This window comes from Variovorax sp. Root473, from assembly GCF_001426505.1.
Lineage (GTDB): Bacteria > Pseudomonadota > Gammaproteobacteria > Burkholderiales > Burkholderiaceae_C > Variovorax.
The window spans coordinates 550,899-563,338 of the sequence record NZ_LMEV01000017.1 but is presented as its reverse complement, the minus strand read 5'-3'; the positions used below and the strand labels follow the sequence as shown (position 1 = coordinate 563,338).

The window sequence follows — 12,440 nt, the reverse complement described above, 5'->3', positions numbered from 1 at the left end:
TACTTTCTTTTGGCGAAGCAAAAGAAAGTGAGTCCGCCGCCGGGCGGAACTCCCGGCCCCGGGGAGCAAACAAGCAACAGGAGTACAGACAGATCAAGCCGCCTCCTCCTCAAGCTCCGAAGAAGAAGCCCGAGCACTCCCCCCACCCAACCGATCAAACGCCAGATAAATAACCGGCGTAGTGAACAAAGTCAGCAACTGACTAACGATCAACCCCCCAAAGATCGCAAGCCCGAGAGGACGCCTCAACTCAGCCCCGTCCCCAAAACTGAACATCAAGGGAACAGCAGCAAACAGCGCAGCCAACGTAGTCATCAAGATCGGCCGAAACCGCAGCAAAGCAGCCTGATGAATCGCCTCACGAGCCGACTTCCCCTGCGTCCGCTCCGCATCGATCGCAAAGTCGATCATCATGATCGCGTTCTTCTTCACGATGCCGATCAGCAGAATGATCCCGATGATCCCGATCACCCCCAGGTCATTGCCAGTGATCATCAAGGCCAGCAAAGCCCCCACCCCCGCAGAAGGCAACGTAGACAAGATCGTCAGCGGATGCACATAGCTCTCGTACAGCACTCCCAGCACGATGTACACGCACACCACCGCCGCCAGAATCAACCACAGCTGATTCGACAAAGACTTCTCATAAGCCCCCGAAGCTCCCAGAAAAGTCATCGTCACGCTGCCCGGCAACCCGATCTCTTTCGCAGCCGCACGAATCGCCGCCACCGACCCGCCGAGTGACACCCCCGGGGCCGTATCGAAGTTCAATGTGCTCGCCGGGTATTGCGCCACGTGCGTGATCTGCAGCGGCGCCTGCTGCTCGCTGATCTCCGCAAAGGCCGACAGCGGCGTCGCCGTGCCAGACCCCGCAATGAGGTTCAGCTGCCCCAGCGTCTGCGGCGTATTCACCATGCCAGGCTGGGCCTCGAGGATCACGCGGTACTGGTTCGTCTCCGTGAAGATGGTCGAGACGATGCGCTGGCCGAAGGCGCTGTACAGCGCGTCGTCCACCGAGCTCGCGGTGATCGACAGCCGCGAAGCCGTGTCGCGGTTCACGTTCACGTACGCGGCCAGGCCCTGCGCGCCGGCATCGCTGCTCACATTGCGCACCTTGTCCGACTCCTGCAGCTTCGCCACGAGCTTCTGCATCCACTCGGTGACCAGTGCGCTGTTCACGCCTTCGAGCGACACGCGGTATTCGGTCGGACCGGTCTCGGCATCGATGGTCAGGTCCTGCGTGGGCTGCAGGTACAGCGTGAGGCCCGCCACCTTCTGCACGCGCTCGCGCAGGCGGTCCATCACCTCCTGCTGGTCGTCGTGGCTCTTCGTCAGGTTGATGAGCATGCTGCCGGTGTGCAGCATCGTGTTGTTGGCCGCGTCCACGCCGACGAACGAACTCAGGTTCTCGACGTCGGGGTCTTCAAGAATGGCGCGCGCCGCCTGCTGCTGCAGCTGCGCCATGCGCTCGAAGGACACGTCCTGCGCGGCCTGCACCCGGGCCTGCAGCTGGCCGGTGTCCTGCGTGGGGAACAAACCCTTCGGAATGGTGAGGTACAGCAGCACGGTCAGCACCATGGTGAGCAGCGCCACCAGCAGCGTGAGCGGCTGGTGCGCAATCACCCAGTGCAGCGAGCGGTCGTAGCGCACCATCACGCCGTCGAAGAAACGCTGGGCGCGCGCGCCGAAACCGGTGCCCGTCGCATCCTTCTTCGGTTCGTGCTTGAGCCAGCGCGCCGACATCATCGGTACCAGCGTGAGCGAGACCACGCCCGAGATCAGGATGGTGATCGCCAGCGTCACGGCGAACTCGCGGAACAGGCGGCCCACCACGTCGCCCATGAACAGCAGCGGGATCAGCACCGCGATGAGCGACACGGTCAGCGAGATGATGGTGAAGCCGATCTGCGCCGCACCCTTGAACGCGGCCTGCAGCGGCTTCTCGCCTTCCTCGATGTAGCGCGCGATGTTCTCGATCATGACGATCGCGTCGTCCACCACGAAGCCGGTGGCGATGGTCAGCGCCATCAGGCTCAGGTTGTTCAGGCTGTAGCCCAGCAGGTACATCAGGCCGAAGCTGCCGATCAGCGAGATCGGCACCGCGATGCTCGCGATGACGGTGGCGCGCAGGCTGCCCAGGAAGGCGAAGATCACGAGCACCACCAGCACCACGGCCAGCACCAGTTCCATCTCGACGTGCTGCACCGACGAGCGGATGCCGGCGGTGCGGTCGCTCAGCACTTCGATCTGCAGGCCCGCGGGCAGGCCGGCCTGCAACTCGGGCAACTGTTTCTTGATGGCGTTGACGGTGGCGATCACGTTGGCGCCGGGCTGGCGCTGCACGTTCAGGATGATGGCCGGCGTGAGTTGCACCCCGCCATCGACCTTGCGGCCGGACCAGGCGCCCAGCTGTGCGTTCTCGGCGCTGTTGACCACGCGCGCCACGTCGACCATGCGGATCGGCGCGCCGTTCTTGTAGCTGACGATGAGGTTCTTGTAGTCCTCGACGGTAAGCAGCTGGTCGTTGGAGTTGATCGTGTACGCGCGCTTGGGGCCGTCGAAGCTGCCCTTGGCGCCGTTGGAATTGGCTGCGCTGATGGCGGTGCGCAGCGTATCGAGCCCGATGCCGTTGGCCGCGAGCGCCTGCGTGTTGGCCTGGATGCGCACGGCCGGGCGCTGCCCGCCGCTGAGCGACACGAGGCCCACGCCGGAGACCTGGCTGATCTTCTGCGCGAGCCGGGTGTTCACGAGGTTCTGCACCTCGGTGAGCGGCAGCGTGTCGGAGGTGATGGCCAGCGTGAGCACCGGCGCGTCGGCCGGATTGACCTTGGCGTACACCGGCGGCGCGGGCAGGTCGGCCGGCAGCAGCGAACCGCCGGCGTTGATGGCGGCCTGCACTTCCTGCTCGGCGACGTCCAGCGTCTGGCCCAGCGAGAACTGCAGCGTGATGATCGACACGCCCGCGGCGCTGGTCGAGCTCATGCGGTCCAGGCCCGACATCTGGCCGAACTGGCGCTCCAGTGGCGCGGTGACGGTGTTGCTCATGACCTCGGGGCTGGCCCCGGGGTAGAGCGTCTGGACCTGGATCGTCGGATAGTCGACCTGCGGCAGCGCCGCCAGCGGCAGGAAGCGAAATGCCACCAGGCCGGCCAGCACGATGGCCAGCATCAGCAGCGAGGTGGCGACCGGCCGCAGGATGAACGGGCGCGACGGACTCATGGATATACCTTCGTGCTTTGCACTGCGGTGCGAGCTTGCTTGGGGCGGCCCTGCGCGGCGCTCATGGGCTGCGCCGCCCCTCATCGCCGCGTTCGCCACCGCCGCCACCGCCACGCTCGGCCATGCGCTGCCAGCGCTCCAGTGCGGCCGGGTCGCCGCGGTCGAGCGCTTCGAGGAAACGCTTGCGGCGCTCGAGTTGTTCGGGCTCGTCCTTGGCCGCGTCAAGCATGCGCTGGCGCTGCTCGGCGGTGGGGAGCTTGGCGGGCGTGGCGGCAGGGGCTGCGGCAGGTGCAGGCGTTGCTGCCGCTGGCGCTGCAGCCGGCGCCGCCGCTTCGGCCGGGCGACCGCCACCTTGGGCACCGCCCGCACCACCGCCACCTTCCTGCCGACGTCCTCCACGCCGTCCACCCGGCGCTGCCGCGCCGGAGGCCGCACCGGCCGGCCGGTCGACCGTGGTCTGCACGCGCGCGCCGTCCTTCAGCCGGTCGCCGCCTTCGGTCACCACGGTTTCTCCGGCCTGCAGGCCCTTGGTGATGGAGGCGAAATCGACGCTCGATTCGCCACGCGTCACCGGCCGCTGCGAGGCCGTGTTCTCGGCTGTCACCACGTACACGTAGTCGCCGTTCGGCCCGTGGCGCAGCGCCGTGACCGGCACCACCACCGCGCTGCTCACGGTACGCAGCAGCAATCGCAGGTTGACGAACTGGTTCGGAAACAGGGCGCCGTCGGCGTTGGTGAAGCGCGCCTTGGCCTTCACGGTGCCGGTCTGCGTGTCGACCATGTTGTCGAGCGTGGAAAAAGTGCCCTCGGCCAGCCGGCGCGTGCGTGTGCGGTCGAAGGCGGTGGTGGCGAGCGTGGCGCCTTGGCCCAGTCGCTCCTGCACCTCGGGCACGCGGTCTTGCGGAATGGAGAACTCGACATCGATGGGCGCAATCTGCGTGATGGTGGCCACGCCGCCCGTGGTGCCGGTCGAGATGTAGTTGCCCGCGTCCACCGGCCGCAGGCCGATGCGTCCGCTCACCGGCGCCGTGATGCGGCTCCAGGCCAGGTTGAGCTTGGCGGTGTTCTCGTTGGCGCGGTCGATGGCCACGGTGCCTTCGAGCTGCTTGACCAAGGCGGCCTGGGTGTCGACGTCCTGGCGGGCGATCGAGTCTTGCCCAAGCAGCGTCTGGTAGCGCTGCAGCGTGACGCGCGCCGCGGCCAGCTGTGCCTCGTCGCGCTGGCGCGCACCGGCGGCCTGCGCCAGCGCGTTCTCGAAGGGCTGCGGGTCGATGGTGGCGAGCACGTCGCCCTTCTTGACCATCTGGCCTTCCTTGAACAGCACGGCCGTGAGCACGCCCGACACCTGCGGCTGCACCGTCACGTTGGCCAGCGGCGTGACCGTGCCGAGTGCTTCGAGCTGCACCGGAATGTCGGCCTGCCGCGCGACGGCGGTGCCGACGGTGCTGGAGGCCGGCCCGCCACCACCCGCGCGCCCGCCCGGCCCACCGCCGCCGGGACGCCCCTGGCCAGGTCCACCCGCGCCGGGCGCCGGTGATTTGGAACGCTGGATGAGGTACCAGGCACCGCCCCCGAGGGCCACCAAGAGAATCAGGGCCATCAGGCTCCCGAACCAGCGGCGCCGGCGCGCCGGAGGATGGGTCGGCGACACGATGGGTGGCAGGGGCTCGGGGGGCGTGTGGGAATCCATGGGCGGTGCGTGCGAAGGGGTGCGAAAGAGCGACCTGAAGGGAGGCGGCCTAGAGTACAGCGCGAAATATCACTCCCCAAGTTTTACGTGCCGTAAAGCGACGGTAAAGCTTCCGAGCGACATCCGCCGCGCCCCCCGCCCGCCCGCCATTCACGCCGGCGGCCGGCACTTCACGCCGCCCATCCGCATTTCGTCGCAGGGCGGTGGCGGGGGCCGGACGGCATCGGCACAGTCCGCTCCATCGATTCGCTGTCCTCTTTGCCTTCTTCTTCCAACCGAACGGAGCCTCCCATGCTGATGCAGATCCTTCTTCACACCCCGAAGTGGGTGTTCGCCGTGTTCGTCCTGCTGGCCTGGCTCGGCGGCCGCCAGCTCGTGGCCAACCGCATCGGCCTGAACCGCGTGCTGGTGATGCCGGTCGCGATGGCCGGCCTCTCGTTCTGGGGCGTGGTGTCGGTGTTCGGCGACTCGGCCGGCGCGCTGCTCGGCTGGGCCGTGGCCGCGCTGGTGCTCATGGTGCTGGTGCTGCGCCGTCCGCTGCCGCCGACCACGCGCTACGACGCGGCGGCGCGCCAGTTCGAGGTGGCCGGCACCGCCGTGCCGCTGATGCTCATGATGGGCATCTTCTTCACCAAGTACGTGGTGGGCGTGTCGCTGGCCCTGCACCCGCAGCTGCGCCACCACGCGGCCTTCGCCCTGGGCGTGCCGGCGCTGTACGGCGCCTTCAGCGGCGTCTTCGCGGCCCGTGCCGCGCGCCTGTGGCGGCTGGCCGCCGCGTCGGGCGCGATGGTCAGTGGCGCCCGCGCGGCCTAAGATTCCGGTCCCGTTCCGACCCTTGCGGCCAGAACAGTCAGGACCGAGTTCGAACGCATCCCCCATCCACCCATCCTGACCTGCCTGTCCAAGGAGAACTGCCATGAACACATCCACCCCTTCGAACCCTGCCGACGCCGACCTCGAAAAGCGCGCCCGTCGCCGCGCCGGCGCCAAGATGGGCTGGTACATCCACGCCTTCGTCTACGTGATCGTCAACCTCGGCCTGGTCGGTCTGGCCGCCTCGCGCGGCCACACGTGGGCCGTCTACCCGCTGATGGGCTGGGGTCTGGGCCTGCTGATTCACGGCGCGGTGGTCTGGTTCCTGGCACCCGGCGGCGGCTTCTACGACCGGCTGGTGGCGCGCGAGCGCCGCACCCTGGGCGCCGAGGACCGTTGATGACGGCAGCGGCGGACACCGCCCGCCCCTCGCGCTTTCGCGCCGAGAACCTGCGGGACATCCTGCGGCACGGCCTGATCACGGTCACCTTCTGCTGCGTCATCGCGGCGGCGCTGGCGGTCTCGGGCGTGGGCAGCTGGAGTTCGCAGATGGTGTATTCGCTGTCGATCGGAACGATCAGCTGGCTGGTCATCGACACCGGGCGCCTGTTCATCAGCGGCCACCAGAACGTGCTCTGGCCGCACGGCCCCTGGGGCTTCGTGCTGGTGGCCTTCGGCGTCGTGCTGGGCTTCCTCGGCGGCGGCGCCATCGGCGATGCCTGGGTCGGCCGGCCGCTGTTCGACTTCAGCGGCTTCGCCCGGCACCGGATGGCCTCCACCATCGTCATCACGCTGGCGGCCACCATCGGCATGTGCTACCTCTTCTACAGCCTGGGGCGCAGCAAGCACATGCAACGCCAGATCGACCTGGCACAGCGCAACGCCACCGAGGCGCGCCTGAAGCTGCTCGAAACCCAGCTCGAGCCGCACATGCTCTTCAACACGCTGGCCAACCTGCGCGCACTCATCACCGTCGACCCGCCGCGCGCCGTGGCCATGCTCGACCGGCTCAACAGCTACCTGCGCATGACGCTCAGCGGCTCGCGCGCGCTGTCGCATCCGCTGTCGGCGGAGTTCGACCGGCTCGGCGACTACCTCGAACTGATGTCGGTGCGCATGGGCGAGCGCCTGCACTACACGCTCGACCTGCCCGACGACCTGCGCGACACGCCGGTGCCGCCGCTGCTGCTGCAGCCGCTGGTCGAGAACAGCATCCGCCACGGGCTCGAGCCCCAGGTCGAAGGCGGCGAGATCGCCGTGCGCGCGCGCAAGGAGGCCGACCAGTTGGTCATCGAGGTGAGCGACACCGGTGTCGGGCTCGATGCGGCACCTCGCCAGCCCTCGCAAGAAGGCGGCGGTTTCGGGCTCGAACAGGTGCGCGAACGGCTGGCCACCGTGTACGGTGAACAAGGCCGGCTGAGCCTGCGCCCCGCGGTCACGGGCGGCGGTACGCGCGTCACGCTGCACCTTCCGCTGCCCGCCTGAACAGGCCCAACGACGACGACAGGAAGACGATGCCACTCACCGCCCTCATCGCCGAAGACGAACCGCTGCTCGCCCAGGCCCTGCAGGCCGAACTGGCCGCCGCCTGGCCCGAACTGCGCGTGGTCGCCACCGCCCGCGACGGCCACAGCGCCGTGCGCGAGGCGTTGCGGCTGCTGCCGCAGGTGCTGTTCTTCGACATCCGCATGCCCGGCCTCGACGGCCTGGGCGCCGCCGCCGAATTGGCCGACAGCTGGCCCACCGACGAAGCGCCCATGCCGCAGCTGGTGTTCGTGACCGCCTACGACGAGTACGCCGCGCGCGCCTTCGAGGCCGAAGCCATCGACTACGTGCTCAAGCCCGTGCAGTCCGAGCGCCTGCGCAAGACCGTGGCGCGGCTGCAGCAGGCATTGGCGGCGGCCGCGCCGTCGATGACGCCGCCCGTCCCGCCCGAGGAGGTGCTGGAGCGCACCCTTGCCCAGTGGCGGCAGGTGCTGGGCGCCGCCGGTGCGGCCAGTGCGGCCCCGACGGCATCGTCGTCGTCAACGCCCCTGCGCATGATTGCCGCCAGCGATGCGGGCGGCGCCACCGTGCGCATGGTGCCGATCGACGAAGTGCTGTATTTCGAGGCGGCCGACAAATACCTGCGCGTGCTCACCGCCACGCAGGAGTACCTGATCCGCACGCCGCTCAAGCAACTGCTGCCCCAGCTGGACCCCGGCGCCTTCTGGCAGGTGCACCGCGCGGTGGTGGTGCGCAGCGAGGCCATCGAGGCGGTGCACCGCGACGAAGCCGGCAAGCTGCATCTCGCGCTGCGCGGGCGGACCGAGAAGATCCCGGTCAGCCGGCTCTACGCCCACCTGTTTCGCGCCATGTGAAATCTGCGCGCCGCGCGCAGCAAAAAGCCGGCCTTTTCGGGGCCGGCTTTTTTCATTCAGTCACGAATGGCGTTGCGAATCAGCGCCAGTGCCCGTGGCCATGACCGCGGTGATAGCCGCGACCGTAGTAGCGCGGACCGTAATAGGCCGGCGGTGCGTAGTACACGGGTGCCGGACGGTAGTACACCGGCGGCGGCGGACGGTAGTAAACCGGGGGCGGCGGCGCGTAGTACACCGGGGCCGGCGGTGCATAGACCGGCGCCGGGTAGTAGGCCGGGCCGCCCACGCCGACCGCCACGCCGGGCACGCCGACGCCGATCGACCAGCTCACGTCGCCCCGGGCGCTTGCCGAGGTGGCCGCAAACAGGGCACCGAAGGCCACCGCACCGGCAGCGGCCCATTTGAAGAAGGTAGAACGTGTGACGCTCATGATGTGGATCTCCTTGTTGAGAGGGCGTTGTGCGCCCATGTGTGTATTGAACGCCCCAATTGCAAAGCGGGTGGACGCTGCAATGTGAAGAGCGTTGCCAAAAGTAACCCCGGCAGACCCCCCTCTAGAATGACACGATGACCTCCCCGACCGACAAAAGCGGCACCAAAACGACCGCTGCACCGAGCAATTTCCTGCGCCACGTGATCGAGAACGACCTCGCACAGGGTGCCTACGCAGGCCGCACCTGGGGCGGCTCCCCGGGCGACGCCGCCCACCATGCCCAGGGCATGCCCGACCCCGCCAAGGTGCGCATGCGCTTTCCGCCCGAGCCCAACGGCTACCTGCACATCGGCCACGCCAAGAGCATCTGGCTGAACTTCGAGCTGGCCAAGGAATACGGCGGCGTGTGCCACCTGCGCTTCGACGACACCAACCCCGAAAAGGAAGAGCAGGAGTACGTCGACTCCATCCGCGACGCCGTGAAGTGGCTCGGCTACGAAACCTGCCTGGCCGACCGTCCCAGTGCGCCCGGCACCTTGCAGGAGCACGAGTACTTCGCCAGCAACTACTTCGACTTCATGTACGAAGCCGCCGAGTACCTCATCGGCGCCGGCCTGGCGTATGTCGACGAGCAGACGCCCGACGAAATGCGCGCCAACCGCGGCGACTTCAACACGCCCGGTACCGACAGCCGCTTTCGCACCCGCACGCCCGAAGAAAACCTCGCGCGCTTTCGCGAGATGCGCGACGGCAAGCTCGACGACGGCGCCGCCGTCCTGCGCGCGAAGATCGACATGGCGAGCCCCAACATCAACATGCGCGACCCCGCGCTGTACCGCATCCGCCGGGCCACGCACCACAACACGGGCGACAAGTGGTGCATCTACCCGATGTACACCTACGCGCACCCCATCGAAGACGCGCTGGAGCAGATCACCCACTCCATCTGCACGCTCGAATTCGAAGACCAGCGCCCCTTCTACGACTGGCTGCTCGACCGCCTGGCCGAAGGCGGCCTCGTCGCCAGCCCGCACCCGCGCCAGTACGAGTTCGCCCGCCTGAACGTGACCCACGTGATGACCAGCAAGCGCAAGCTGCGCCAGCTCGTCGAGGAAAAGCACGTCGACGGCTGGGACGACCCCCGCATGCCCACCATCGCCGGCCTGCGCCGCCGCGGCTACACGCCCGCCGCGCTGCAGCTGTTCTGTGAACGCAGCGGCACCACCAAATCGGGCGGCTGGATCGAGTACGCCAGCCTCGAAGCCGCGCTGCGTGACATCCTCGACCCGATCGCGCCGCGCGCCATGGCCGTGCTCGACCCGGTGAAGCTGGTCATCACGAACTGGGGCGACCTGATGGGCGGCGACAACGTACTCGACGACTGCTCGGCACCCGTGCATCCGCACCACCCCGAAATGGGCAAGCGCGAGTTCAAGCTCGGCCGCGACGTCTGGATCGAGCGCACCGACTACGAGGACGTACAGCCCAAGGGCTTCTTCCGCCTGTTCCCGGGCAACAAGGTGCGCCTGAAATACGGCCACGTCATCGAATGCACCGGCGCCACGCGCGATGCGGACGGCAAGCTCGTCGAAGTGCAGGCCACGCTCGTGCCCGACACCAAGAGCGGCACGCCGGGTGCAGACGCGATCAAGGTCAAGGGCAACATCACCTGGGTGGCCGCGGCCGATGCCTTGCAGGCCGAGGTGCGGCTGTACGAGCGGCTGTTTGCCGAAGCCAACCCGGGCAGCGGCGAGCTGCTGGAAGAGCTGAACAAGCACAGCCTCGAGGTATGCACCGCGTTCGTCGAGCCGTCGCTCGCCAAGGCCGAACCCGGCGTGGGCATCCAGTTCGAACGCCATGGGTACTTCGTGCGCGACGCGAAAGCCACTGCTGCCGGTGGGCAGGCGGTGGTGTTCAACCGCGCAGCGGGGATGCGGGACAGCTGGGCGAAGTAAGCCCCGGTTTATCGCTCTGCGCAAAGCCGGGGCCGTCGTGGCTCCGGCTTTTTTCATGCGCCGGCCGCTTGCAGACCCCGGCTATCCTGTCGGTTCATGAACGCCCCGAGCCCTTCTTCCCGCCTGATCCGCTTCAACAAACCCTACGGCGTCCTCAGCCAGTTCACACCCGAGGGCCGTTGGCGCGGGCTGAAGGACTTCATCGACCTTCCCGGTGTTTACGTTGCCGGCCGCCTGGATGCCGACAGCGAAGGCCTGCTGCTGCTCACCGACGACGGCAAGCTGCAGGCGCGCATCGCCGATCCGCGCTTCAAGATGGAGAAGACCTACTGGGTGCAGGTGGAGGGCGTGCCGACCGACGAAGCGCTGGCGGCGCTGCGCAACGGCGTGCAGCTCAACGACGGGCCCACGCGTCCCGCACGGGCGCGCCTGCTCGACCCACCGCCCGCCGTGTGGCATCGCGAGCCCCCCATCCGCGAGCGCAAGCTCATTCCTACCGCGTGGCTGGAGCTGGCAATCAGCGAAGGCCGCAACCGCCAAGTGCGGCGCATGACGGCGGCCGTGGGGCTGCCAACGCTGCGCCTCATCCGCGCCGCCATCGGGCCCTACACGCTCGACGGGCTGGCACCCGGAACCTGGCAGGCACAGCGCGACGGCTGAGCCGTTGCACAACCAACTCTTCATTCGAATTCTGTCCATGCCCACGAACCTCCCTTTCTCCGACGCTCCCTTTGCGGCATTGAACCGTCGCAGCGCCGTGCTCGGCGCGCTCGGTTTGCTGGCCCTGCCGGCCGGGGCCGCGGCACCGGCCAAGAAAAACAGCAAGCCGCAAGCGCCCGACGTCTGGCCGCACGCCTCGCTGGTGCCCGGCGGCGTCGCCCGCCTGTCGCTCGGCCCCGCGGCCAAGCGCCCCCAGGCCTTCGCCGGCGACGTGCGCCTGCTGGTGCTCGGCGATCCGATCGAATGGACCGCGCTCGTCGGCATTCCGCTCGCCACCGCCCCCGGCGAGGCCAGCATCAGCGTGCGCGCAGAGGGCAAGCCCGAGCGCCAGATCGCCTATACCGTCGCCCCGAAGCAGTACCGCGAACAACGCCTGACAGTGGCGCCGCGCACGGTCGACCTGTCGCCCGAAGACGAGGCCCGCTACACGAAGGAGCGCGACCACCTGACCGGCGTGATGGCCACGCTCACCGACCTGCGCCCCGACGCCGCGCTGCAGATGCGCGTGCCCGTGCCCGGCCGCCGCTCCAGCTCGTTCGGCCTGCGCCGCGTGTTCAACGGCCAGTCGCGCAACCCGCACAGCGGCATGGACATTGCCGCCGGCACCGGCACGCCCGTGCGCGCCCCGCTGGCCGGCAAGGTGATCGACACCGGCGACTACTTCTTCAACGGCGGCACCGTCTGGCTCGACCACGGCGGCGGCCTGTTGACGATGTACTGCCACCTGAGCCGCTGGGACGTGAAGGTGGGCGACGTGCTGAAAGTCGGCGACACGCTGGCCGCCGTGGGCGCGACCGGGCGGGTGACGGGGCCGCACCTGCATTGGGGCGTGATGCTGAATCGGACGATGGTGGACCCGGCGTTGTTCGTTGCGGGTTGAGGCACCCAGCCGGAACGCCGTCATGCGTGACAAAGCGCCGCCCCTCTTCACCGAAGCCTGCCTCGCCTCCTCGTTCGCCCTCACCGAACGCCGCGAAGCCCTCACCCGCCTCAACACCCTCTTGCACCCCGCCCTGCAGCGGATCGTCGCCGCCGAGGTCGCCGCGGGCAACCGCGTGGTCGACGTCGGCATCGACTGGCCCGATGCAGGCTCGGTCCACGTCACGCTCCACAGGCATTTCACCGGCCGGCACGCCGGCAAGGAAGCCGCATTCAGCCTCTGCGACGACCCGCACTACTGGCACGCCGACTACAGCACCGCGGACAAACCGCGGCACCTGCTGATCTGCTGAAGGACGCCGTCCTCAGAG

Annotated in this window: 11 protein-coding genes; 8 read left to right on the top strand and 3 right to left on the bottom strand. The window is 68.4% G+C overall.

Going from position 1 to position 12,440, the window contains the following annotated elements; translation table 11 throughout:
• Positions 1-93: 93 nt before the first annotated feature.
• Both ASD34_RS15980 and ASD34_RS15975 read right to left on the bottom strand, forming a co-directional pair.
• Entirely contained in the window at positions 94-3,219 is a 3,126-nt protein-coding gene (locus tag ASD34_RS15980; RefSeq protein WP_056579389.1) for an efflux RND transporter permease subunit, read from the bottom strand.
• Between the two features lie 61 nt (positions 3,220-3,280).
• Positions 3,281-4,909 carry an efflux RND transporter periplasmic adaptor subunit gene (locus ASD34_RS15975; protein ID WP_056579388.1) on the bottom strand — a complete coding sequence of 543 codons (1,629 nt, stop codon included), beginning with the start codon at positions 4,907-4,909 and terminating at the stop codon, positions 3,281-3,283.
• A gap of 291 nt (positions 4,910-5,200) precedes the next feature.
• Between ASD34_RS15975 and ASD34_RS15970 the strand changes: the two genes are divergently transcribed.
• From ASD34_RS15970 to ASD34_RS15955, 4 genes are all read left to right on the top strand, one after another.
• A complete protein-coding gene (locus ASD34_RS15970; protein WP_056579386.1) occupies positions 5,201-5,722 on the top strand; it encodes a DUF6622 family protein in 522 nt (173 codons plus the stop codon).
• A gap of 103 nt (positions 5,723-5,825) precedes the next feature.
• Positions 5,826-6,122: a 2TM domain-containing protein gene (locus ASD34_RS15965; protein ID WP_056579384.1), complete on the top strand. Its 297-nt coding sequence runs from the start codon at positions 5,826-5,828 to the stop codon at positions 6,120-6,122.
• Positions 6,122-7,207, top strand: coding sequence for a sensor histidine kinase (locus ASD34_RS15960; protein ID WP_056579383.1), 1,086 nt, complete (start codon positions 6,122-6,124; stop codon positions 7,205-7,207). Before ASD34_RS15965 ends, ASD34_RS15960 begins: the two co-directional genes overlap by 1 nt.
• Positions 7,208-7,236: 29 nt before the next feature.
• On the top strand, positions 7,237-8,082 hold the full coding sequence (locus ASD34_RS15955; RefSeq protein WP_056579381.1) for a LytR/AlgR family response regulator transcription factor: 846 nt from the start codon (positions 7,237-7,239) through the stop codon (positions 8,080-8,082).
• Between the two features lie 79 nt (positions 8,083-8,161).
• Here the strand turns inward: ASD34_RS15955 and ASD34_RS15950 are convergent, their stop codons facing one another.
• Positions 8,162-8,512, bottom strand: coding sequence for a hypothetical protein (locus tag ASD34_RS15950; RefSeq protein WP_056579379.1), 351 nt, complete (start codon positions 8,510-8,512; stop codon positions 8,162-8,164).
• A gap of 137 nt (positions 8,513-8,649) precedes the next feature.
• On the opposite strand from ASD34_RS15950, the gene ASD34_RS15945 reads away from it, so the two are divergent.
• The 4 genes from ASD34_RS15945 (at position 8,650) to ASD34_RS15930 (ending at position 12,422) form a co-directional block, all read left to right on the top strand.
• The gene (locus tag ASD34_RS15945) at positions 8,650-10,470 is read left to right on the top strand and encodes a glutamine--tRNA ligase/YqeY domain fusion protein (RefSeq protein WP_056579377.1); all 1,821 of its coding nucleotides are present in this window, start codon (positions 8,650-8,652) and stop codon (positions 10,468-10,470) included.
• Positions 10,471-10,566: 96 nt separating this feature from the next.
• Positions 10,567-11,130 (top strand): pseudouridine synthase, encoded by a 564-nt coding sequence (locus ASD34_RS15940; protein ID WP_056579375.1) that lies wholly within the window; start codon positions 10,567-10,569, stop codon positions 11,128-11,130.
• 37 nt (positions 11,131-11,167) lie between these two features.
• On the top strand, positions 11,168-12,070 hold the full coding sequence (locus tag ASD34_RS15935) for a M23 family metallopeptidase (protein WP_056582407.1): 903 nt from the start codon (positions 11,168-11,170) through the stop codon (positions 12,068-12,070).
• 22 nt (positions 12,071-12,092) lie between these two features.
• On the top strand, positions 12,093-12,422 hold the full coding sequence (locus tag ASD34_RS15930; protein WP_056579374.1) for a hypothetical protein: 330 nt from the start codon (positions 12,093-12,095) through the stop codon (positions 12,420-12,422).
• Positions 12,423-12,440 lie beyond the last annotated feature (18 nt).